Source organism: Rhizobium sp. C104 (assembly GCF_022354505.1).
Classification (GTDB): domain Bacteria; phylum Pseudomonadota; class Alphaproteobacteria; order Rhizobiales; family Rhizobiaceae; genus Rhizobium; species Rhizobium redzepovicii.
Genome location: NZ_CP092351.1, coordinates 41,216 through 64,183, shown reverse-complemented (window position 1 = coordinate 64,183; position 22,968 = coordinate 41,216). Strand labels below are relative to the sequence as shown.

The window sequence follows — 22,968 nt, the reverse complement described above, 5'->3', positions numbered from 1 at the left end:
TCACTTCGTGTACAGATATGCGGCTAGATCTTTGGCTTCCGCAGGGCTAATCCCGGTCACCGGCATGGCGCTATGCGGCGAAAACTGTTGCGGCGAAACGATCCAGCGTTCAAGATTGTCAGACGTGTTCGGTACCACGCCAGCAATATAGACCCGCCGTGAGAGATCGGATAGCACCGGCCCGACCAGTCCGTCGGCGCCCGGCACGCCGGGGATAGTATGGCAGCCTGCACAACCGTAGCGGCGAAAAATCAAGGGGGATCGATTGGGATCCCCGCCAGACAGCAGGATCGCCATGTCATAGCGGCTGCTGCGAACCTTGGAATATTGCGCGGTCAAAAACGCAGCTCCCATCACGACAATAGCAGCGATAACGCCAAACGCAGAAAGATGTAGGGTTTTAGACAAGCTTGATGTCTCCCCTTGCTGAATTCCTGATCCACGTAGAAAGCAAGAAGATCGCCGCACCCGCATAGACCGTACCAGCCGGAATCCACATCAACATTCCGGCAATCTGCTGATCCTCCAACGGCGTCAGCCCCCATTCCGATGCGCCGGCTGTCTGCGCGACATAAAGCACGCGGGGCGATAGCGCCATCAAAGCGCCAAGGGCACTTGTGTGCATCATGGTGACAAACAGATGCCATGCAGCCGCGCCTCGTGCACTTCGCCATATGATCGCCCACCAAAATAGGAGCGCGGTGATCAGAAACGAGAGATGCTGGATCCGGTGCATCGCCAGATCTGTCACCGATGCGTCCAGCAGCATCGGCACATGCCAAGCCCATATCGCGACTGCATGCAGAGCCGTCGCGGTGACCCCACCGGCAAGCCAGTTCCAAAAGCCAAGAACTAGAGAGGCGTTAAATAGACGCGCTATCCAGCGGCGGGCAAATCTTGGAAAGGACCACACATACATTGCGGCAGGTCGGGAAAGGACGAGAAGAGGGGCTGATATAGCCATGACGATCTCGTGCTCGATCATATGGAAGGTAAAGAGGTGCTCGCCCAGCCAGTGGATCGGTGACACCAGAGCGACGGTGAGAGTGAGTAAACCAGCAAAAAATGAAATGATACGGAGAAGCGGCTTCGGCCTTCCCTTAGAAACGCGGCTCAGCAATCTGCCGGTCCCTACCACAAACAACACGGCTGCCACCGAAAGAGGGATGACGACCCAGGGATCGAACGTCCAGGCTGAGGAAGCAGTCGGCTTTTCCGGGCCATGCGCCACGGCCGCGCCGGCGTTGGCGAAGATGATGCCAAGGGTGATCAGCGCGCGCATGGGCTGAGCAGCATGGAAGCGGCCCCCTGCAAACAAATTGCAAACACGAAGACTACCGCAATGGACAGAAAGGCCTGGCCGAATTTTCGCTGGGAGGTGCTCCATCCTCGCCAACCGTCCACGGCGATAATGACGCCCCAGACACTGAGAGCGGCACCTCCCCCGCAAACGGGGAGCGTCCAGTTCGTGCGGGCAGCGCAATCGGCGTAGGGAAGGATTTGTCCGAGCTGGGTCGTCAAGGCCCAAGCCAGGGGAGCGATGGAAAAACCCGCGAACCGATTTGGAAGCGTTGTCATAGACGTGGAACCCAATAAATGCAGGCGTAGATTGGCAACCACGCCGCAACGACGAAGTTCCAGTACATCGCATTATCCGCAATATCCCCGTATCGGCGTCCGTTGTCGGCATGGCGTGTGAACATGAGACAGGTGAGCACAAGCGTTTCGATCAGGTCCGTCAGAATGTGGGTCGTGTGCAACCCCAACATCAGCCAGAGGATGGAGCCATAGGCGTTTCGATCCCAACTTATATGCATTGCCGGAAATTCGAAAACGCGAATGATCAGCGCAGTCACCCCAAGCAGCGCCATCACCACCAGGCCGAAGCGAACCTTTGGCAAGTCTTGCTTTTTTGCCCAGCGCGACACCAGCACGTTTGGAGCAAGGCTGGCGACAAGCAATATGGTCATAATAGTGCCTGCCGTCAGCGCCGGCACGTCACTGTTTATCGGCCATTCGGGCGCCAAGCTCATCAGATAAAGATAGATGACAATTGCCAGCGCAAAACCCGTGCCTTCGATCAACATAAAGGCAAGAGTTCCCCACCAAGTAGGGCTCGCAGTGCCGCTTCCATGCGATGTGACTTCAGAAAGATCGAGAATGACGCGTTCTTTCATGTCTCTTCCTCCGGGGCTCCGTTTGGCCAGAACCACGCGGTCAAGGCAATGGCGACCGGGATCGACCCCCAGACGACCGCCCAAGGTGTGAAGATCGACCAGATCAAAACAAGAGACGTCGCCACTGCCGCCCATAGCGGCCAAATTGATCGAGGCGGCGATGATTCCCGCGCTTCGGGTATCGCTGCGATGACCGAGGTCACGAGCAGCTCGCGACGATCGACGCGAAGGCCTGCAGCCACCGTGAGTTCGTCGTCGATCCACAGCGGTTCCCCCGAGCGAACAAGCGGGATGCGACGAAAATTATAGCAGGGCGGCGGCGACGCCGTCGCCCATTCAAGCGTTGCCGCCCCCCACGGATTGGGGCCGGCAAAGGCACCGTTTCTCGCGCTTCGAAACACATCGATGACAAACAATAGAAAGCCAGACGCCAGAACGAGCGCACTTAAACTGACCATCATATTCAGACCAGCCCAGGGCAGTTCGGGCTGGTAGGTGTAGACCCGGCGCGGCATTCCGGCCAGGCCGAGAATGTGCATTGGAAAGAAGCTGAGATGGAAACCCGCAAAGATCAGCGCGAATACCCAACGCCCGAGCGTCTCGCTCATCATCCGACCGGTAAATTTGGGGAACCAATAGTAAATTGCGCCCAGCAACGGGAAAACGGCGCCGCCGACCAACACATAGTGAAAATGCGCGACGACAAAGTAGGTGTCGTGAACCTGCGTATCGAAGGGCACGGAGGCGACCATCACCCCGGTCAGTCCACCGACGACGAATGTTACGACGAATCCGATAACGAACAAGAGGGGCGTCTTGAATACGGGCCGTCCCATCCAAAGTGTCGCCAGCCAGCAGAATATCTGCAGACCGGCGGGGACGGCAATGACCATGCTGGAAGCTGTGAAGAAGCTCTCCCCCAGCCGGGGCAAGCCAGCAACGAACATGTGATGCACCCATAGACCGAAAGCCAGAACGCCCGTCGAAATCAAGGCCATCACCATGGCAAGATAACCGAACACGGGCCGTCCGGTGAATGTCGCCACGATAGTCGACACCATCCCTACCGCAGGAAGGAAGATGATGTAGACCTCCGGATGGCCGAAAAACCAGAAGAGGTGCTGCCACAACAAGACATCACCGCCCTCGGCCGGATTGAAGAAGTGGGTTCCAACGAGGCGGTCGAGGATGAGCGAGGTGCTGGCTATCATGATGGCCGGCATGGCCAAAATGACGAGGAACGACGTCACCAGCATCGACCATACAAACAGCGGAATGCGGTCCAGCGACATGCCCGGCGCGCGCTGCTTGAAGATCGTCACCACCAGTTCCACAGCGACGCAAAGCGCCGATATCTCGGTGAAGGTGATCATCTGCGCCCAGATATCGGCCCGCTTGCCGGTGCCATATTGCGGCCCGGCAAGCGGCACATATGCGAACCAGCCAACATCGGGACCGGTGTCGATCGCAAAGGCCACCCACAGCAAGATTCCGCCGGCAAGAAACATCCAGTAGGAAAATGCATTGAGGCGGGGGAACGCGATATTACGGGTGCCGACCATCAACGGCACGAGATAGACGGCCATTGCTTCCATGACGGGAACGGCAAACAGGAACATCATGTTCGTGCCGTGCATGGTGAAGATCTGATTGTAGCGGTCTGGTCCGATGAAGCGGGCCTCGGGCTGCGACAATTGAAGCCGCATGAGCAGGGAGAGGATACCGCCCAGGAACAGGAAGACGAAAGCGGTGATAATGTAGCGGCGGCCGACGATCTTATGGTCGACCGTCGATAATGCAGCCCACAGTCCGCCGTCTGTCCGCCATGTCGACGCCAGATGCAGGTCGAGGTCGACGCTGTCGAGCGCGCTATCGCGAAGATCTCTGCTGGGACCATCATCGTCCACCATCATTTCAAGCTTTCCATGTATGCGGAGACAGAGCGCAGCTCGTCGCTGGTGAGCGGTACCATCGGCATGTTGTTGCCTGGTTTGAGCGTCTGGGGGTCAGCGATCCAGGCTGCGAGGGAGCCCCTGGTCCGCTCCAGCACACCGGCCGCGATTGTGACCCGGCTCCCCACATGAGTGAGGTCCGGCCCGGTGGTTCCAGCGGAGGGTGTTCCACGCACTCTATGACAGGCGGCACAGGGTTTTTCGAGAAACACGGCTTGTCCCACCGCCGCCTCCGGCTCGGCAGGTTCGAGACTTTTAGCCCGTTGGTCGGCAAGCCATCGCTCAAAGGAACCCGGATCATCGGCAACCACCTGAACCGCCATGTGGCTGTGCTGGAGGCCGCAGAACTCGGCGCACTGCCCGCGGTAGACGCCCGCCGTCTCGGCGCGAATGGCAAGCATGTTCGTCCTTCCCGGCACGAGATCCTGCTTTCCGGCGAGACTTGGTATCCAGAACGAGTGGATGACATCGGCGCTTTCGAGCTGCAGCAGAACCGTTCTTCCAACCGGAATATGGATCTCGTTTGCCGTCTCGAAGTCGGGGGCGCCATCCTGCATATAAGTGACGCGCCACCACCACTGTTCACCCTTGACGGCGATCGTCATTGCGACCTCACCGTCGGCGTCGATCAAACGGGTGGTGAAAAAGCTTGCGACAGTGAGCCCCGTAATGATCAGAGCCGTTGCCCCAACGGCGGCGGAAACGATGAGTGTCGCTCTATTTTCGCCACCTGCTTCGACACCGGCCGGATCGCGGCGTTTGCGAAATAGCGCATATGCAAGCACCAACATCACGGCGATCCATACGAGTGCGCAAACAAATATCACGGACAGCATCAAGTGTTTCAGGTGGATTGCGGATGCGCCGTGCACATCGAGTGCGGATTGCGACCCGGCGCACGCGGTGAGGCCGGCGACAACAAACATCAACAAAACAAGTCTAGCTATCAAGGTTCCGGTCCCTGCTCAGCATGAACACCAACCGGTCCCTCTTCGAAAATGATCGCCGCCGGCGCGCGGTTTTCAGAAGGGCGCGTGTGTTTCGTATCGTTGCGGCCGGGCGCTGCCACTTTGGCACTGTAGGCGCCGATCGTTTGGACGTAGCCCGCGAGCTGCCAGATCTGCTCTATCGTCATGCGGTTTCGAAATGGCGGCATGCCGTGCGGTCTTCCATCCCGAATGGAAGCAACGATTGAAACCATCTCGGGTCCATAGAGCCACCATCCATCGAGAAAGGACGGTCCTGCCGCCCCTCGCCCGTCGCCATGACAGGATGGGCAGCCAAACCAGGTGTAGAGTCGTTTGCCTTGGCTCAGATTGTAAGAGTCATTTTCATAAGGTTGACCAAGTGCGAAGTCGATCTCCGGCGGCGCCCCGCTGATCCCGTTCGGCATCAGTCTGAACTGCTCCAATTCGGCCGTGATTGCGGGATCAAGTCTGAATTCTCGCGGGTGGTCTATCCAGCCAAGCAGTGCCGACACCGTGAGCCCTCCCACCATCAGAAATGCCCAGAGCACCAGCCTTGTTTTTTTGGCTGCGTTACTTGCGTCATTTGGAGCAAGCGACGTAAAACCCGAGGCCGGGGCCGACCGGCTGGCGAATAATGAACTTGCCCTCCATACGAACAGAGCGATCAACGCCAGGCAAGCTGACCACCCAGCCAGTTTCTTAAAGCGATCCGACGTTCCTGCGGAACCACCGAACAACATTTGTCAATCCCATCTGCAAGTCAGTCGCAAGGTATTTCGGCCGATCGCGTCACCACAACCGGCAAAAGTTTATATGAGGGCGTCTTCGACTTGACATCATGGTGGTCGAGCGGAAATAGCGGGTTCGTTTCCGGATAGTACGCCGCACAGGAGCCCTTGGGAATGTCATATTCCACGACCCGCAGCGCCGTAACTTTTCGGACTGTCTGTTCATCGAGAGCGGTGGTAAGATCGACCGAGATGCCGTTTTCAAGACCAAGAGCGTCGATATCGCCGGCGTTCATGAATACCACCTTTCTCGTGCCCTCGACGCCGCGAAAGCGATCTCCATATCCGTAGATCGTCGTATTGAACTGGTCGTTCGAACGCAGAGTGGCGAGATGAAGGACATCGGATCTGGCCGCAGTGGGCATGTCCGGGAAGAGCCTTTCGGGGGTGATGAAATTGGCCTTGCCGTTCGAGGTGACCCATTTCCGCTCGCGTGCTGGCAACGGCCGGGGAAAACCTCCAGGCTGAAACAGCCGTTTGTTGAAGTCCTTGAAGGTCTCGGGATAGGTTTGCTCGATCGCGTCGCGGACCTTGGAATAATCGCCCACCCATTCGTCCCAAGGCACCTTGGAGACACCTATTGTCGCCTTGGCAATTCCTGCCACGATCGCAGCTTCCGAGAGCAGCTCGCCACTGGCCGGCTTGGTCTTTCCGATGGACCCGTGGAAATGGGCGATCGAACTTTCCATCGAAACAGCCTGAGGGCCGGTCGCCTGTCGATCGATTTCGATCCGGCCGAGGCACGGCAGGAGATATGCGATCTCGCCATGGATAACGTGGCTGCGATTAAGCTTGGTGGCGATTTGGACGGTCACGCGCATCTTTCGCCATGCAGCCTCCATCGCGGCGGTTTCTGGAACGGCTTTGAGAAAATTCCCGCCCAGGCTAACAAACGCACGGGTCTCTCCGTTCATGATCGCCTTGCACGTATCAACCGTCGAATGCCCCGTCCAGCGCGGCGGCTCGAAGGCGTATAGCTCGGATAACTTGTCCAGCGGGACCAGGCCCGGCTTTTCCGTAATACCAACTGTTCGCTGCCCCTGAACGTTCGAATGTCCTCTCACGGCGCAAATGTTTGCGCCGGGCTTCCCGATATTGCCTCGAAGCAAAGCAAGGTTTGCGACCATATGCACGCTCTGAACGCCCATCAAATGTTGTGTCAGGCCCATCCCGTAAACCATGAGAACGGCATTCGAACTGGCATAGATCTCCGCCGCCTGAACCATCTCTCCGCGCGTCAAGCCCGAAATCCGTTCGAGCTCGGACCATTCATGCTGGCGCGCCGCTGCGGCAAAGGTTTCAAAGCCGAACGTATGTTCTTTGATGAAGTCGTGATCCAGGACATGCTTCTTATCCGCCGACGCCATGGATGCCGCAAACGCAACCATTGCCGCGTTCGAAGGATCCGCCGGACGGCCGTCGTTTCCGGCAACCTTTGAATGGCCAGCCGACTTTAAAGCGTCATCCGACTCGATCAGTGCCTTGCAAATTCCGAACAGAGCGGCGATGTCTCCACCGTTGCGCACCTGATAATACTCCGATGAGATCAGGGTTTCCGATGCGGTGAGCATTTGAGACGGCGATTGAGGATTGACGAAGCGTTCAAGCCCCCGCTCCCGAAGCAGGTTGAAAGTGACGATCTTAACGCCCCGATCAACCGCATCTTGCAGGTCGTGTAGGAGGCGCGGAGAAGAGGTCGCAACGTTCTGGCCGATATAGAAAATGCAGTCGGTGTTCTCGAAATCCGAGAGTATCGCCGTTCCGACAGACGCTCCGATGCTTTCCGGCAGCGCCACTGAGGAGCTCTCATGACACATATTTGAACTATCCGGCAGATTATTGCTGCCATAGATGCGGGCGAACAGCTGATACATATAGCTGGTCTCTAACGAAGCTCGCCCGGAGGTGTAGAAATCGACTTCCCGCGGCTTTAGCGACCGAAGCTCTCTGCCTATCTCATCAAACGCAGCCTGCCATGAAACCGGGACATACCTGTCTGTGGCCGGATCCCATCGCATCGGATGCGTCAAACGGCCCTGCTCTTCCAGGTCATGATCGCGCCACTGCTCCAGTTCCTTCAAGGTATGTTTGGCAAAGAAGGCTCTGTCGGCTCTCCTTTTTGTAACTTCCCACGCTGTTGCCTTCGCGCCGTTCTCACAGAATTCGAGCGGATGCGTCTTGGCGGGCTTGGCCCATGCGCAGCTCACGCACATGTAGCCTTGGGGCTTGTTTTGCTTTGAGAGAAGTCCCGCGCCAGAAAGGGTTTTGTGTTCGCGCAACAGGATTGCGGCAACCGATTTGGCCGAGCCCCAGCCCCCTGCCGGTCCCCGATAGCGTTTTATTTTCGGCGGAGATTTTGGATTTGCAGACATTTCTTTGCCCTTTGCGTCCTCAAACCTAAGACGTCGGCTTTTGTTCCAAGCAATTCCGAAAAGTCGGCCGTCTCTTTAAATGCGGGACTACTCGACTGCTGGGAAAGAATTTTACTTCAGGAACCGTTTACCGGTTCGGGATGTTTGCCATTGACGACCATCAAGGAGACATGACGATGACCGACGACACGCGCCGCCCCACGCCGCCCTATCCTGCGCAACAACAGGAGCCGCCGGGCCAGACAGCTGCCATGCAGCCTGTGCCCGACCATGGTGAGAAATCCTACAGGGGAAACGGAAAGCTTGAAGGCAAAACTGCTCTTATCACGGGTGCGGATTCGGGCATTGGCAAAGCTGTGGCGATCGCCTTTGCTCGAGAGGGCGCCGATATAGTCATCTCGTATTTAAGCGAGGACGAGGACGCCAACGACACCGCAAAGTGGGTAAAGCAGGCAGGCCGCAAAGCTATCGTCATCCCCGGCGACATCAAGTCGGAGGATCACTGCAAGCTGCTCGTGCAGCGGACCGTCGATGATTTGGGCGGCATCGACATTTTGGTGAACAATGCCGCCTTTCAGCGCACATATGCCGACATCGCCGATATCGATGCCGAAGAGTGGGACGAGACCTTTCGCACGAACATCTATGCACCGTTCTTTCTGGCGAAGGCGGCGATCCCACACATGGCGCGCGGCAGCGCCATCATCAACACCACGTCCATCCAGTCGCGCCAGCCGTCCCCCCAGCTGCTAGCATATGCGTCGACAAAAGGCGCTATTTCCAACTTCACGGCCGGCCTTGCCGAGATGCTCGGAGAGCGAGGCATTCGCGTCAATGCGGTCGCGCCCGGCCCCATCTGGACGCCGCTCATCCCTTCGACGATGCCGGCCGAAAAAGCTGCGAAGTTTGGAGGAAATACCCTGATCGGGCGGGCCGGACAGCCTGCGGAGCTTGCCGGCGCCTACGTGCTTCTCGCTTCGGATCTCGGCAGTTACATGACCGGAGCCATAATCCCGGTGACCGGCGGGGAAATCATGATCTGATCACGTCGGCAGACTATAGGAAAAGGCCGCCAACGATGACGGCCTTTTCTGCATGATCGTATAGACGGTTAGGCCGCCCTCTTTCCCTTGGCGTTTGCGGACGCCTGTGCAAGCTGGGTCAACTTCTTGTCGGTCGCTACTTCTTCGGCGAGGTTTGCCTGAAGCAGCGGAACGGCATCCTTGAGGCCGAGCTGATTTGCCCAAGCGATGAGAGTGCCGTACCGGGCGATCTCGTAGTGTTCGACGGCCTGAGCCGAAGAGATGAGACCGGCATCAAGTGCCAACGACCCCTTGAACTCTTCCATGATCTCTTCACCCTCGGCGATGATGCCCTGGATTGCTTCACAGGTCTTGCCGCGTGCCGGCTTGCCTAAAAGCTCAAATACCTGGTCGAGCCGTTCGATCTGCGCCTGAGTTTCGTCGCGGTGCTGCAGGAATCCTGCCTTGCCTTCCTCAGCCTGGGCGGCGCGGGCCATTTTCGGCAGCGCCTTCAGGATCTGCTTTTCCGCGAAATAGATGTCCTTGAGCGTATCCAGGAAAAGGTCTTCAAGTGTCTTGGTGGTGGTGGTGGTCGCCATGGTTAATCCTCCTGTGGCATGGGCTTGCGCGGGGGTAAACGCCGCGAGGTTTTGATGGTTCCTGTCCGTAAATGCACCGGCGCCCCGTTGCCGGAGCGCCGTCTCGTTCCGGCCAAGATGAGAGGGTGATCAGCGATAATACCGATGCCAGGCGCCGGGACCGATCCGCTGGTAGGGGTAACAACGCGGGACCATCGTTGTTCCCTTAGACCTTGGCTTTCTCGCCAGCTTCGCTCAGAGAAAGAAACTTGGTCGTCACGGAGACGATGTTTTCATCCAGCCACCGTGCCATCGCCGTCTCTTCGGCGAGGTTTGCTTGCAGGGCAGTGCTGGCTGCGCCGTAGCCACCTACTTCGGCGACGGTCAGCAGCGACTTGTAAGCTGCCATTTCGAAATTCTCAAAGGCGAAGTTGGCGAACGAGTTTTTCAGGATTTCGTCGCCGGCCATGGTATGGCTCATCGCGGCCATCGACCCCATCAGCGACAGAGCCATGTCTTTAAGCGAAGAGTGGCCTTCGTTCAGACCATCGAGCACCTCTTCGAGGCGGACGATCTGCCCCTCGGTTTCGCGAATATGCTGGTCGAGCTTGGCCCCAATCTTCGGATAGTTCTCGATCCGCGAGAGCTGTGGCTTCATGATCGAGAGCGCCTGGTTTTCCATGGCGTGGGCATTCTTAAGGCCAGTGACAAAAATTTCGCGGGTTTCGTCCCGGACATCGAAAATCTCCTTGTTGAGCGGATCGCTTCGCGGGCTCCGGAATGTTCCAGACTATCTGCAGAGTGAGCGGCGGCGCTTCTTGCTGATGGAGTAGTCCAGGCTCTCAACCCCCTTTGCAGAACTGGGGTTTCACCCTAGTTTCTTTTGTCGAACGCGCAACAACGAGTACAAGACGTGCAACGTTCTGCCGAGAGAACAGGGCGCAGATGATCCTGGAAGACTTTTACCGCTTGCTAAAAAGCGGACACGTGCAGGCTCAGGCTATCGTCGATACCATGACCCAGCCGATTGTCGTTCTGGATCATAATTTCTGCATCATGAGCGCCAATAATGCTTTTGTCCGGACCTTCGAGATCGAGCGTGACGACATCTTGGGACAAAGCTTCTTCGATCTCGGCAACGGCCAATGGGAAATAGCCGAACTTCGGCAACTAATCGCGTCGGTGATCCCAAAAGCCGCCGCCGTCATCGGTTTTGAAGTGACACATGACTTTCCCGCAATCGGGCAGCGAACGTTTCTCGTCGATGCCCGTCGTCTCATCCATCCCGATAATAACAGCACGAACATCCTCATCCTCTTCGATGATGTCACCGAGCGCCGGCGTCAGGACGCAGAGAGAGATTTCGTTATTGCCGAGACACGGCATCGCCTGAAGAATCTGTCTGCGGTGATGCGCTCGATCGCCATGCATACGCAAACCGAGGATCGCACTGCCGCCGAATATCGCGACATCTTCCTCGGACGGTTTGAGGTCACGCTTCGGGCGCAGGAAATCGCATTTGCCGATCAGACCATAGATTTTGAAGTACTGCTGCGCCAATCGGTCGGCGAGCCCGGCGTTGACCGCCTTCTTTGCGACGGCCCGGCGGTGACACTTGCCAGTTCCAGGGTTCTTGCGGTCGGCATGATATTCCATGAGCTCGGCACCAACGCCGTGAAATACGGCGCCTTGTCCGTTCCCGATGGGCAGATCCACGTTGTATGGGCACTCGAATCTAGTCCAAGAGGCCGGACATATCTTGTCTGCGCATGGCAGGAAAGAAACGGGTTACCTGTCGCGCCGCCTCGCCACCGCGGTTATGGCACCGAGTTGATCGAGGGCACATCTGCTCATCTCGGCGGAAAGGTGGAACTTAAATACGATCCGGGTGGTTTGGCGGCCACGATTAAGATCCCGCTGTGAGGACAAATGGACGACCCTTCGGAAATCGATGGTGAAGGCAGATGCGTTTTGGTGGTAGAAGACGAGGTGCTGATTGCAATGGAACTCGTGGCGGCCTTGATCGACGGAGGGTTCCGGGGTGTTGGGGCCGGCTGCATCGGTCGATCATGCTCTTGGTCAGCGAGGAGCGCCCCCTTGCAGCGGTCCTGGACTTTAATCTCGTCGGCGAAAAGGTCACTCCCGTCGCTCTCCAGTTGAAAGCGTTGAGCGTGCCGTTCGTCCTCGCAGGCGCAGCCCATGCGACCGAGCTTGCAGCCCGTGCTTGCCGGTGTCGCCAACATTGGAAAGCCGACGGACCTGAAACGGCTTGTCGAGGCGTTGAAGGCTTTTCAGACCTGACCGCTTTTACGGGACGAACCGGCGGCCGATTATTTAAACATCGCGCCGCAATGCAACTGACCCCGCTCACGCAAAGACTCCTGCTGCGATGGCGGCCTCGATAAAGCGGGTTCGTGCAGTCTCTGCACTTCCATGCCGGACGAGCGCCTCAAGACAGCGAAGCTTTGCCTCACCATAGGCTTCGCTTCGGCACTCGGGCCAGCGATGGGCAAACGCCTGGAGCGCGGCATCCGGCCCATCCACCCGTTCCCGGAAGCCGTTGCCGATCCTCACAAAAACCGGTGTGTGCTATGTCACCTTGAAATCCACCTCGATCGCCTTGTCCATGTCATTCCTCCTTGCAGCAAATCCCGCCGCTCGCCTCGGCAGCTATCGATGCCTTGGGTGTCGATCGATGTCGATGCTTTCTCCCCAGATCTCGGCCGCGCCCCAGGCCATCATCGCCAGCACGAGCGCACTGAGGAGCACCGCAAGGACAGGTTTGCCATATCGGCCCTGTCTCGCGTCTGTCGCGCTCTCGGTCACCCGCTCAGGCTGCTGGCGCTGCGACCGGTGGTTCGAAATTGTCATCGTAAAAACTCCTTAGGGTGGACCGCACCAAACCGCGGCCCGATGCGGAAGTTCAAAAACTTTTCGCCGTGGGTAGCTCCGATGCGGCTTGGCAAAAACCTCCGGAACATTTGCCGCGCGCTGAGGTTGGAGACGGCAATTCCTCTGATGGAGACCTCGATGAAAACCGCTCTCGCCTCCCTTCTCATCTGCTTGACCGCATTTTCCACCACGGCGGCAGACGACGCGTCTAAGCAGCAAGCCACCGACTTCGTGTCGAAGGCCGCCATGTCGAACTTGTTCGAGATGGAGGCCGCGAAGATCGAGATTGCGAGCGGAAAGGCTGACGACGCCAAACAATTCGCGCAAGACATGATCAAGGATCACGGCAAGGCCGGACCTGCTCTCAGCGATGCCGCGCAACAGGACGGCATCGAACTGCCCGCCGCTCTCGACGCAGAGTATACTGCGAAGCTGACCGCCCTTCGGCAAAGCGACGCCGCCAATCTTGATCAGGCCTATCTTTCCACTCAGGTAACAGCGCATGAAGAAGCCGTGACCCTGTTCGAGAGCTATTCAAAGCAGGGACCGGACGGGCAACTCAAGCGGACGGCTGCAAAGATCCTGCCGGACTTGCGAATGCATTTGACGCGGATCCGCGGGCTGACGTCGAAATATCAGCGGGGGTAGGATCCACCAGCCGGGTTTTTCATCACCGTTCTGACGTTGTCATAAACACCATTGCCAAGCTGAATGCAGACTATCGGTGGCAGCAGACCCGGCTTGGGGAACCAATCTCTTTGTCTGGGATCCGTCATTGATGCAGAGGATCAACGCAGCAACACCCACTCCAAATTAGACGTGGTGACAGCGTGCCGAGTGCCATCGCCATTCTGGTTCATTTATCATCTTTACGCTGTTTTTTCGAAGCCAACCTGTCGGCTCTTTCCACGTCGAGCACTCTTTAAGGCGCCGGGAACATTTGCCGCTTCGGCATGTTGGTTGGTTCCAATCGGATCAAGAGCCGCACGATGTTCCCTTTGCTGCGGACATATTCTACATGCCGGCCGTCAAGGGGAGCGAGGTTTTGCAAAATTCAGCCATCGAGTTCTTCGCAGGAAAGCGCATACTGATCGTCGAAGACGAATATTTCCTGGCAGACGAGGCGCGGCGGAAGCTTGAGAAAGCCGGTGCAACTGTTATCGGGCCGGCTGCCGGTGTGACCGCAGCCCTGGATCTTGTCGACAATGAGGAAATCGACGTGGCAATTCTCGATGTCCACCTCGACGGCGAGTTCGTATTTCCGGTCGCCGAGGAGCTTGAGCGCCGGGATATCCCATTTGTATTCGCCACAGCCTTCGACCGCTCCGTCATCCCCGCAAAGTTCGCAGGCTTCATATTGTGCGAGAAGCCAACCGAACTGGAAAAGATAGCGGAAGCTTTGTTCAGTCAGAGGATCACCGGGTCCCACTAGCTCACTCGCCGTCGAGGACCTTCGTCAGATGATGACGGGCTCGGTTGACCCGGCTCTTGATTGTTCCGATTGGAACGCCGCATCGGTCCGCAGCGGCTTCGTAACTCACACCTTGAATGAACACCAAGTCGACGACGGTTCGGTAATTGTCCGGCAAGGCAGACAATGCGACCTCCAGCTCGTGCCCGCGCACCTCCCAGACTTGCGACGGCGGCCGCGAAGCCCAACCGGCGGAATCTTCGATCGCACCGACCTGTTCTCGTTTCGATATTTTAAATTTGCTGCAGAAGGTATTACGCATGATGGTGAACAGCCACGAGCGCAGCCGGGTGCCACGCCTGAAATCGCCGGAATGGGCGATAGCTTTGGCGAGCGTTTCCTGAACAAGATCATCAATATCGCTCGCCGAATTGTGGAAGCGTCTGGCGAAAGTTCTCAGAGCGGGCAGATTATCAAGTAGTTCCACGTCCGTAAAACCTGGACCATCATTGGTGAGCATTGGGGTTCTCCTCTGCTGACTGAACTTCGCCTGGGCTGTTACGTTCCACTCGGTAGTATTATTCTGTGGATCTGCAGTCGCGCCGCTACACTCTCTGGTTTGACGATGAAATGAATCCACCGTTCAGCCCGGTCCGAAGTAACCCAAAATGCGATACCGTCGGCGCGCGACATCGTCAGAATGTTAATCACCGCTTTAGGAGGTTGGACGCTGGGAACCTTGCCGGTCATTCAAAGTTCGGTGCTACACTGGGAGCACCACAATGAATTATCTTTGGTTTTTTGTAGTGGGGGAGGAGCAGCACTTCTTGGGGTTGCGCTCGCTTTTGGAATGATCAAGCAGGATGGTCGACGGTCGGTCGTGGCGCTCGCTGGTGCCGTCGTTGTGGCCCTCGGCGCACTGGGACTTGGCCTCTATGTCGCCAGCGCGCCAACGGCCCCTCTTCGCGGTTCCGATAGGGAGGGATCGCAGAACAGACTTCCGGCGGCTGCCACAACGGAAAAGGATCTGCCGGGAAAGTGAGGCCTGGCAGAGCGTATCCAGCGGGCACTGATGCTGAGCGTTGACGCGCCATCGGTGTGATTTGCAGGCTTTCCGGATGCCGGATCGCTCTCTCGACAGGTTGATGTCTGGGAAGTTCGGGCGGCGCCGTCGAACCGATCCTGACGCTTCTATCCTTCCCCGCGCGCCAACTGGCTGATCTTGAGAGCCGCCCCGAATTGGCGGAAGGCGCCTCCGTCGAGATCTTCAGGTTTTCCATATCCAGATGTGCATGCCGCCTAAGACCGGCGAGGCTTTGCTTGTCGCGGATGCCGCATCGAACCACGAGACCAGCTCCCTGGCAACGTGCTCTGCCACCGGGCTGGCGATCTCGCACGATTTTTCAACGCACCATCTCTCCAAGACAGCGGTCAACGTCGCCAGGTCATCCGGCAGGAGCGCCGGTTCGGTGTTTTCGGTATGCTGGATCGTGCATTCCTCCCTTATATTAGCCGATCCTAATCCGCGTTTTTCCGGTATCAACCACTGGTCGGAAAGCGTACGGACGAGAGAAAGACGGCGATCAGTGGAAGGGCGAACTAACCTGATCGGTGTCGACGGGAAAATGCACTCGCGTAGGGTGCTTGAACATGGTACCCACTGCGTAGGCCGACCGCCCGCCTGAATCGCTAAAGCATCGGCACCATCAAACCGGATAAATTAGACGTCCGTCATGAATTTGCTCAGCCAGATCGCCGGCAAGACGATCCTAATCATCGGCGAGGCTGACTTCCTCTCCAACGACGCGAGAGAAGCGCTTGCTGCGCTTAACGCAGCAGTGGTCGGGCCAATCATGGTTTCTAACGCGATGGAGCGCTTGAAGGAGGAGCAGATATTCGATGCCGTTGTCATCGACATTGCAATCCCCGACGAGGCCATGCTTTGGATGAACGCCTGGCTGGAGACACGGGAAATTCCTTTCATCTTTGCCCGCGATCAGCGGTCGCAAGCGCTGCCTGGCGGCTTTGTCCTTAGCGGAGCTGCTTCCGACCTGACCGACATTGTCGCATCGTTGTTCGGGCCGGTCTCCCCCTCTTATCACTGATTTGTCCGCTTTCGTGGGGCTGGCTCGTCTGCTCGCAGTTTTTCCAAGATGAAGCGGTCCATGGAAGCGCTGATCCATCACTTCAAACTCTATACCGAAGGCTTTCACGTCCCAGCCGGAGAGACCTATGCGGCGGTGGAAGCCCCGAAACGCGAATTCGGCGTCTATCTCGTTGCAGACGGCACGAATTCGCCTATCGCTGTAAGATTCGCGCACCGGGTTTTACGCGCCAGCAGGCGATGGACTTCATGTGTCGGCGGTGGTCGGAGGCGACATGCTGTGCTGCGGGCAACCAACCTGAGCGAGGGAGAGTACAAGCCGCACCATCTGGCGAGCGCCATATCACGGTAACCCAAAGGCGGTCGCTGCAGTTCGGCAAGTATGGCACAGCGGCCTGACGCGGGAACCAAGAGGGGGAGGTACGAGTTGCGCATGGCGAGCCGCGCTAGGTGGCCAGCGGTGGAGGGTGCAGATTGCCAGAAATCGGGATGCAACCTAAGGAAAACCGTCTGCTGGCCCTTTTGCCGCCTGAGGAGTATGCCGCTGTCGCCTCTCATCTTGAACCCTGCGAAACTCCTCGTGGTTTTATTATCGTCCAGGCTGATGCGCCAATCGAACATGCCTACTTTCCGTGCTCAGGAGTGGGTTCGGTCATCAATATTTCGCCCGAGGCGAATCGTGTGGAGTGCGGATTGTTCGGCCGCGACGGATTTGGCCCCACCGCGGCGGCGGTCGGTGCGGGCCTCAGCATCAATGACGTCGCGGTTCAGGTGCCGGGCTTTGCATATCGGCTGTCACAAGGAAAGTTGCTGAACCTGATGAAAACGCAGCCGGTCTTCGCCAGCCTGCTCAACAAGAGTGCGCACGTACTTGCAACGCAAGCAGGATTTACCGCGCTTTCCAACGCGGTCCATGAGGTCGACGAAAGACTGGCGCGTTGGATTTTGATGTGCCACGACCGAATTGACGGCGACAAGCTCGCCCTGACACACGAGTTCATTGCCGTGATGCTGGCGGTAAGGCGGCCGAGTGTCACGACGGCCTTGCATGTGCTTGAGGGCAACCATTTCATTCGCTCCGTCCGGGGCCTGGTCATTGTCAGGGATCGCGCCGGCCTTGAAGAGTTCGCAGCCGATGCGTACGGCAAGGCCGAGGAGGAATATGAGCGGCTGCTCGGACCCTTGAGGAAATCGACAACTTTGGCAGATCCCACAACCGCAACGTTCTGCTTGTTGCCCGGCTCGTGAGGTTGAGAGGAGATCTGCCGGGACCGCTCCATCGGGTACAGTAGCGGCGGACAATGGGGGTCCATGCGTGGGCAAGGCGACCACCAATTCGTCTTGGTTATTCTGAACGGCGTTTAGAACCAACGCGCGGCAGTCCGCGCATTGAGGCGCAGCAGGTGCGGCCTGAACGGGATAGGGAGACGAAATGCATGGCCCAGGTTTCCTCGGGGGTATTTTCACCGAATCCGCGTCCGCCGCTCCATCCGCCTACCATGTCGGAATGGTGAGCCCTTGGCGACCATCGGCGCGGGAAGGCGGCTTCATCGAACATCCGGGTCGTCGCCCATGAGACCACATTGGCAGGCGGGGTCAGACAAAAGCATGTTCATTCGTTGAACTGGTTTCCTAGCAATAGGGCCAGCGACTGACGAGCACGGCTGACGCGGCTTTTCACCGTGCCTAACTGGCATCCACACATCCGGGCAACATCTTCGTAACTCGTTCCCGCAGCGACCAAGATCAGGGCTCGGCGCAAGTCGTCGGATAGAAGCGTCAACGCCTGTTGCAGCTCGCGTTCCCGGATCGCCCACTCCTGGGACGGCGCTACCGAAAGCTGTTCGATAGCCGCGTTCATTCCGACCGGCTCACGTTTCCGCCTGCGATAATTGGTGCAGAACGTGTTTCGGAGGATGGTGAACAGCCAGGATTTTAAGGAGGTGCCAGGCTCATAGCGGTGAAGCGAAGCCAACGCTTTCAGCAAGGTTTCCTGCACCAGATCATCGATGTCGTCGTCACTGCGCAGGAACCTTCGGGCGAAGGTGCGCAGCTTGGGTGTGAGTTGAACGATCTCCAATTCGACTGTTTGGTCGGCAGAGGTTCCATTTTTGGGCGCGGCGCGCTGTATAGACAAGGTTGTCATCTTTTCTTTCCTGAATTGAAAAAGAAAGCTCCCGACATCCTTTTCGTTGCCGTACGATATCGCACGGAAAGCGTCTAGCCGATCCAGCCGCCTCTCGGGCCCGGTAGCAGACACAATGAGCGAGATTGTCGTCGATCAGAAGTCCGCTCAGCAGTATGGCGCATTATGTTTCGGCGAAACGCCCGAGGCGCCAAAACTTCTGATCACGAAGAGAGAGACGAGACGGTTGATGATCCTAGGGATGGCCAATATTTTGTCTGTCGCCGAGGAGACCGGCGGACGCGACGCCTGGGAGGAGGCTGGCACACCTGGAAGTCGTTGGCGTTCCTCCTGGAAGTCCGGTACTGTCGGAAGCACTTTCGCGAGATGGCGCAGCGAGATTCCTTGTGGCTGGCACTAATTGAGGCTGCACGTCGTGGAGGAACTGGACCTTGGTCGGCGACGGCTGAAGTTTACGCGAATGGTCAAGCGAAGGGGACCTTTCTCGATTGGTCCCGGTATATCGCCGCCTCGGGGTCAGGTTCGGTCAAACGTCGGCCTCGCTAGCTTTGGCAAGGTCGAGGTGCCCCCGCCTAAAGGCTGGCCCGTCGGCATTGCTCATTGGCACCACACTTCGCCCTCCAGGATCGCCGTCGCGACCCGGGCGCTCGCTCTGCCGCGCCCTCGCGCGCGAGCACTTCAAGCCCACCTTGATCCATGGCTATACGATCGCCATCCGACTTCACCCGCATATACGCTACACCGGACCGCGCTAGATCTCTCATCCGACCGGCAACCTAGCAGTAACCAGCTCCGGCTTTTCAGATCGTATCGAAAGTGATTTGGCGTATGATCTCGGTGGAGTTGATTTAAGACTAGACGGCACAACTATGACCGACAAGCTTTCAATGTATGCAACAGCGCCCAGCACGGTGCATAGCTGGTTAGCGCGGACGCCAAATAAGACGTTTTGTTCTCTCCAAAAAGCTATTGAGTACGCAGGGGAGCACGCGGACGAACTTCGGGCGATCGAGATTTTGATCCGGGCCGAAGACCATCGGTATATCATCATCTGCGGTGATGAATTGAAAGCCCTAATAAGGCAGTAGGCTTTGGTCGTGGAGCCCGAAGCAGTGAAACGATTGGCGCATCTCGTCGTCGATCGTCAGGAGGAAGGGTACCAACCACAAGCCGCACGCTGCTCATCGCAATCCGCATGGCATCCGGCTCGAAAGCGTCCAAATCATAAGTATTTTTGATCGATGCGGGTATCCACACGCCCATGGTCAGCATTTTTCACGAAAGCACCATTCCGGCGGTCATGATGATCGCCAGGATGACGCCAACACAGGCCAGCGCGAGCGACATCAATTCGCTTCCGCGACTCGCGCCGCCCCTCCTAATCTCCTGGCGGGTTCCAATCACGGCAAACAGGCCGGCCGCCATCCACGATGCGAGCGCCAGCGTGCCGAGGAGCATCGCCCAATACGATCCGTCCATGATAACCTCCATGTCTCTGTGCCAAACCCTGGTCACCATTGGGGGGTTCCCTGCTGCAGGTGACGGTACGGTCGGAGACAATCCACCAGCGGTCGGAACCCGACGTGCGGCGGTTAGCCGGGATCAGGTGGATAGGAAAGATGAGTTTTGCGATTTCGGCGGTAGCACTGTTGTCGGGTGGGGCGTGTTTATATTCAATTGAGAACCCCTGGCTTCGCCCGACGAGAGCCTTTCCGGTCGCTGGCGACGCCGGTTTCTGCAGTAAGGAGTGACAGACCACGACAAGGTTTTGTTCAGGGTTGCCAAGCGCGACTGGTGCGCAGAACCTAGCGAGACCCGAATTTCCGGCATCGTGGTCTACTGGGCCGGTTGGAGGTTTTACCGATCGCGTGGCAAAAGATGCCATCGGAACCATCATCCGTGACAGACGCATAAGAGATGGTGCACACGGTCCATCGGAGTGGTGCGAGGAGCAAGACTATTTCTCTAACCACGATTTCGCTCAGGAGGCGGCCTAGGGATCTTGCAAACGGGCCTTCTCTCCGGCGGGAACTCTTCGGGTGTAGCCGGTTGGAGGCGTTTACACATCTGAATGGATTGCGTGATGACCGATGCGGAAGACGCGCGGGAGGGCGATGTCGACCAACTTCTCTTCGAGCCCAATGCCTCGATTAACGGGCCTATTGACGAGAAGGCAGTCACGAGTTTTCTGGATCAGATTGCCGCCGTACGCGCAGGTGATCAGGACCTCGTCTTGGAACTGAATACCGTCGGGGGCGACGCCGATGCTGCGCGCAGGATCGCGCTGGAGATCCGGCTGTTTTCCGGGCGTGCCGGACGAGCTGCACACTGCGTCGGAAAATCATACGTCTATTCGGCGGGGGTCACGATCCTCGGCGTTCGATACACCGAACCGGTACCTGACGGCGGATGCGTTCCTCCTGTTGCGACGGTAGGGCGCGGCGATCCACATGAGTTGCGGCTGGCCGGGGCGCATCCTTCCGATGTCGCCGTGCCCGCCACGGCAAGCCCCTCCTCCAAACAATGAGCATACCAGGCAAAGGCGCGTCTGCGCCGGCGCCAGTTCGCGCACGGCTTGACCGGTTAAAAGGGCAGCCGCAGGAGGGTTAGCGGAGCGCCGCTCGCACCGAGCGGAACGCGGGACCGACTGCCCCCGGCAAGCCGTTCCGCTTGAGTGGTACCGGTGGCCCCTCGCCTCACCTGCCCGGCCGTACCGGCCGTGAAATGGAGGCGGTCGGGTCTTCCCCACATGAGAAGTCTGGCGTCAATGGCTCAAGGTGGCATGTTGGCGTTCCTATTTCGGATCCAAGTCTGAGCCCGATACTTTACCGGTCCAACCTGCGAGCTGTACAACCTCACATACGGTCGCCGCTCCGGCGGCTGCACCACGACCCGCTTGTTGCAGGAGAACAGGACCAATGTTGTTTCCGGCTGATAAAGCCGTGACTACCCACGGTCTGTTCACCTCGATCCGTCAGGCTGATCCGGCCCTGGGAATTGAAAGAGCTTGCAGGTAAGCTGGCATCGGTTAGTCGGATTTCATGGCCGCCCCTCGATGACAACGCCGGCGCTGACATACTTCCATAAGGCCACCAGCAGCTTGCGGGCCAGCCACGATCAGCGACTTTTAGATCTTGTACGTCGCTGTCAGCACTCAAGGCGCAAACAAGTCGCGTTTTTGTCCCGACAACGTCGGATGATAATTTTAGGCTGATGTAGATTCAGGTTGGAATTCTAAAGACACTTGGACGCCAGCGCTACCCGCCGAACTCTGGCCCCCTCGCGCCAATGCCACGATCGCGATCGACGCCGAAGAGCTAATGTTCGCAGGCGGTGTTTCCTCGGACACGGGGGGCGTTCGGCTTTCAAAGCCATGCGCCCGGTGGGCCGCCCGGGGAGCGCTCGCGGCGCATGAGAGCGTCAGACCGATGCTTGGCCGCGCTCTGCCTTTTCGTCCGCGACGTCCTCGACGCACTCCGCTTTTTCGGCGAGTGTCCTGCTCATCTCGCGCAAGGATTCCTCATCGAGCTTTTCGATCCCAACGAACTTGTTCTGAGCCTGCGACGTCAGAATGAGCTCGTCGAGCTTGGCCTGCAAAGCCTTGCCATCTCGATTCTGCGAGTTCTGCAGGACGAAGACCATCAGAAACGTGATGATGGTCGTTGACGTGTTGATTACGAGCTGCCAGGTTTCGGAGTAGCCGAAGAACGGCCCGGAGATCGCCCAGACGAGAACAAGGGTCACGGCGAGCACAAAAGCGCCGGGCTTGCCCGACAGGCCCGCAATGGACGTCGCGAATTTTGAAAAAACGTCAGACATGGTGAACTCCTGTTAGCTCATGAGAGGCACTAAGCCGCTTAACGAACGCTAGTTAGAAACGCGACGGTCTCCATGATCTCCAACTGAACCGAAAAGGGTCTCCGAGCAGCTTCAGCGATGCGTCGTGTGTCTCGTCGGCGCCGCTGCAAACGGCGTCCTTGAGGAGGATAACCCGATAGCCGTGATCGATGGCGCCGAAGATCGCGGCTGTGACGCAGACATCGGTTTCGCCCCCGGTCACGATGAGCGTTTGGATGCTATCAATCCGCAGATGAGCGTCCAGTCTTCCGTCTACCCACGGCGAATAGGTGGGTTTGTCGAAGACCCGAGCGGGCGGAACGAGCCGGCGCAGTTCTGGCAGGATGTCGACGAGCTCGGCGTGAAGATGCTCGCCTGTCATCATCCACCATTTCTCGTAGTAGGCACGCCACATGCCACGTGCCGCCGTCCGATGCGGCGGCGGTACGAACCGCGTGATCGTCCTCTCCGGGTAGCATGTGGCGAGTTCGACAACCGCGGGAGAAACCCTCTCCATCCAGCCGACCTGCCACGGCGTATCCTCCGCGAACATTCGCTGCATGTCGACGCACAAGTGGATCCAGCCGCCTTCCATGAAAGCCTCCTTTGGCAGAAACCTGTGGGGCCCCTCCGGGTTCCAGCCACGGACGAAGACGAAGTGGGACCTTTCACGATCACGACCGGCGATAAGCGTGTTTAAAGCGAATTGCACTCGTCGCGC

The 22,968-nt window shown here is 58.0% G+C and carries 22 protein-coding genes and 3 pseudogenes; 9 read left to right on the top strand and 16 right to left on the bottom strand.

The genetic code is table 11. The features are described from left to right. The 7 genes from MF410_RS27225 to MF410_RS27195 all read right to left on the bottom strand — a co-directional run bounded on the left by MF410_RS27225 (window position 1) and on the right by MF410_RS27195 (window position 8,257). Complete coding sequence (locus tag MF410_RS27225) at window positions 1–354, bottom strand: c-type cytochrome (RefSeq protein ID WP_239620724.1); 354 nt, start codon at window positions 352–354, stop codon at window positions 1–3. Between the two features lie 46 nt (window positions 355–400). After that, the gene (locus tag MF410_RS27220; protein WP_239620695.1) at window positions 401–1,282 is read right to left on the bottom strand and encodes a cytochrome c oxidase assembly protein; all 882 of its coding nucleotides are present in this window, start codon (window positions 1,280–1,282) and stop codon (window positions 401–403) included. A gap of 292 nt (window positions 1,283–1,574) precedes the next feature. Further along, window positions 1,575–2,177: a cytochrome c oxidase subunit 3 gene (locus MF410_RS27215; protein ID WP_131711664.1), complete on the bottom strand. Its 603-nt coding sequence runs from the start codon at window positions 2,175–2,177 to the stop codon at window positions 1,575–1,577. Continuing rightward, window positions 2,174–4,087, bottom strand: a complete 1,914-nt coding sequence (ctaD, locus tag MF410_RS27210) for a cytochrome c oxidase subunit I (RefSeq protein ID WP_131711695.1) — start codon at window positions 4,085–4,087, stop codon at window positions 2,174–2,176. The genes MF410_RS27215 and ctaD overlap by 4 nt, the downstream gene beginning before the upstream one ends. Continuing rightward, complete coding sequence (coxB, locus tag MF410_RS27205) at window positions 4,087–5,055, bottom strand: cytochrome c oxidase subunit II (protein ID WP_131711663.1); 969 nt, start codon at window positions 5,053–5,055, stop codon at window positions 4,087–4,089. Before coxB ends, ctaD begins: the two co-directional genes overlap by 1 nt. Before the next feature lie 20 nt (window positions 5,056–5,075). Then, window positions 5,076–5,627, bottom strand: coding sequence for a cytochrome c (locus MF410_RS27200; protein WP_131711694.1), 552 nt, complete (start codon window positions 5,625–5,627; stop codon window positions 5,076–5,078). 230 nt (window positions 5,628–5,857) lie between these two features. Beyond that, window positions 5,858–8,257, bottom strand: a complete 2,400-nt coding sequence (locus tag MF410_RS27195) for an FdhF/YdeP family oxidoreductase (RefSeq protein ID WP_222135178.1) — start codon at window positions 8,255–8,257, stop codon at window positions 5,858–5,860. A gap of 176 nt (window positions 8,258–8,433) precedes the next feature. On the opposite strand from MF410_RS27195, the gene MF410_RS27190 reads away from it, so the two are divergent. Beyond that, window positions 8,434–9,300 carry an SDR family oxidoreductase gene (locus MF410_RS27190; protein ID WP_275593040.1) on the top strand — a complete coding sequence of 289 codons (867 nt, stop codon included), beginning with the start codon at window positions 8,434–8,436 and terminating at the stop codon, window positions 9,298–9,300. 68 nt (window positions 9,301–9,368) lie between these two features. Here the strand turns inward: MF410_RS27190 and MF410_RS27185 are convergent, their stop codons facing one another. Both MF410_RS27185 and MF410_RS27180 read right to left on the bottom strand, forming a co-directional pair. Continuing rightward, the gene (locus tag MF410_RS27185) at window positions 9,369–9,878 is read right to left on the bottom strand and encodes a ferritin-like domain-containing protein (RefSeq protein ID WP_131711661.1); all 510 of its coding nucleotides are present in this window, start codon (window positions 9,876–9,878) and stop codon (window positions 9,369–9,371) included. Between the two features lie 205 nt (window positions 9,879–10,083). Continuing rightward, window positions 10,084–10,602: a ferritin-like domain-containing protein gene (locus MF410_RS27180; RefSeq protein WP_222135189.1), complete on the bottom strand. Its 519-nt coding sequence runs from the start codon at window positions 10,600–10,602 to the stop codon at window positions 10,084–10,086. Between the two features lie 200 nt (window positions 10,603–10,802). Between MF410_RS27180 and MF410_RS27175 the strand changes: the two genes are divergently transcribed. Further along, a complete protein-coding gene (locus tag MF410_RS27175) occupies window positions 10,803–11,780 on the top strand; it encodes a PAS domain-containing protein (protein WP_222135179.1) in 978 nt (325 codons plus the stop codon). Between the two features lie 444 nt (window positions 11,781–12,224). On the opposite strand, the gene MF410_RS27170 is transcribed toward MF410_RS27175, so the two are convergent. Both MF410_RS27170 and MF410_RS27165 read right to left on the bottom strand, forming a co-directional pair. Beyond that, a complete protein-coding gene (locus MF410_RS27170; protein WP_239620693.1) occupies window positions 12,225–12,431 on the bottom strand; it encodes a DUF982 domain-containing protein in 207 nt (68 codons plus the stop codon). Between the two features lie 114 nt (window positions 12,432–12,545). After that, window positions 12,546–12,728, bottom strand: a pseudogene (locus tag MF410_RS27165) (hypothetical protein); the annotation flags it as partial. Between the two features lie 159 nt (window positions 12,729–12,887). Between MF410_RS27165 and MF410_RS27160 the strand changes: the two are divergent. Next, on the top strand, window positions 12,888–13,397 hold the full coding sequence (locus MF410_RS27160; RefSeq protein ID WP_131711658.1) for a DUF4142 domain-containing protein: 510 nt from the start codon (window positions 12,888–12,890) through the stop codon (window positions 13,395–13,397). Between the two features lie 370 nt (window positions 13,398–13,767). Next, window positions 13,768–14,181, top strand: a complete 414-nt coding sequence (locus tag MF410_RS27155) for a response regulator (protein ID WP_131711657.1) — start codon at window positions 13,768–13,770, stop codon at window positions 14,179–14,181. 1 nt (window position 14,182) lies between these two features. On the opposite strand, the gene MF410_RS27150 is transcribed toward MF410_RS27155, so the two are convergent. Then, on the bottom strand, window positions 14,183–14,680 hold the full coding sequence (locus tag MF410_RS27150; protein WP_222149072.1) for a sigma-70 family RNA polymerase sigma factor: 498 nt from the start codon (window positions 14,678–14,680) through the stop codon (window positions 14,183–14,185). A 1,213-nt stretch (window positions 14,681–15,893) separates the two neighbouring features. Here MF410_RS27150 and MF410_RS27140 point away from each other — a divergent pair. From MF410_RS27140 to MF410_RS27130, 3 genes and pseudogenes are all read left to right on the top strand, one after another. After that, window positions 15,894–16,265: a hypothetical protein gene (locus tag MF410_RS27140; protein WP_131711654.1), complete on the top strand. Its 372-nt coding sequence runs from the start codon at window positions 15,894–15,896 to the stop codon at window positions 16,263–16,265. A gap of 45 nt (window positions 16,266–16,310) precedes the next feature. After that, window positions 16,311–16,522, top strand: a pseudogene (locus tag MF410_RS27135) (NADH-quinone oxidoreductase subunit D); the annotation flags it as partial. Window positions 16,523–16,738: 216 nt separating this feature from the next. After that, window positions 16,739–17,512, top strand: coding sequence for a Crp/Fnr family transcriptional regulator (locus MF410_RS27130; protein WP_239620692.1), 774 nt, complete (start codon window positions 16,739–16,741; stop codon window positions 17,510–17,512). A 364-nt stretch (window positions 17,513–17,876) separates the two neighbouring features. Here MF410_RS27130 and MF410_RS27125 read toward each other — a convergent pair whose 3' ends face one another. After that, complete coding sequence (locus MF410_RS27125; RefSeq protein ID WP_222135180.1) at window positions 17,877–18,410, bottom strand: sigma-70 family RNA polymerase sigma factor; 534 nt, start codon at window positions 18,408–18,410, stop codon at window positions 17,877–17,879. Window positions 18,411–18,525: 115 nt separating this feature from the next. Between MF410_RS27125 and MF410_RS27120 the strand changes: the two genes are divergently transcribed. Beyond that, complete coding sequence (locus tag MF410_RS27120; RefSeq protein WP_239620691.1) at window positions 18,526–18,810, top strand: hypothetical protein; 285 nt, start codon at window positions 18,526–18,528, stop codon at window positions 18,808–18,810. An 875-nt stretch (window positions 18,811–19,685) separates the two neighbouring features. On the opposite strand, the gene MF410_RS27115 is transcribed toward MF410_RS27120, so the two are convergent. Then, window positions 19,686–19,889 carry a hypothetical protein gene (locus MF410_RS27115; protein ID WP_222135181.1) on the bottom strand — a complete coding sequence of 68 codons (204 nt, stop codon included), beginning with the start codon at window positions 19,887–19,889 and terminating at the stop codon, window positions 19,686–19,688. A 604-nt stretch (window positions 19,890–20,493) separates the two neighbouring features. On the opposite strand from MF410_RS27115, the gene MF410_RS27110 reads away from it, so the two are divergent. Continuing rightward, a complete protein-coding gene (locus MF410_RS27110; protein ID WP_131711651.1) occupies window positions 20,494–20,937 on the top strand; it encodes a hypothetical protein in 444 nt (147 codons plus the stop codon). 893 nt (window positions 20,938–21,830) lie between these two features. On the opposite strand, the gene MF410_RS27105 is transcribed toward MF410_RS27110, so the two are convergent. Continuing rightward, window positions 21,831–22,229 carry a low affinity iron permease family protein gene (locus MF410_RS27105; protein WP_131711650.1) on the bottom strand — a complete coding sequence of 133 codons (399 nt, stop codon included), beginning with the start codon at window positions 22,227–22,229 and terminating at the stop codon, window positions 21,831–21,833. A 38-nt stretch (window positions 22,230–22,267) separates the two neighbouring features. After that, window positions 22,268–22,842: pseudogene (locus MF410_RS27100) on the bottom strand (cysteine hydrolase). Window positions 22,843–22,968: the final 126 nt, after the last annotated feature.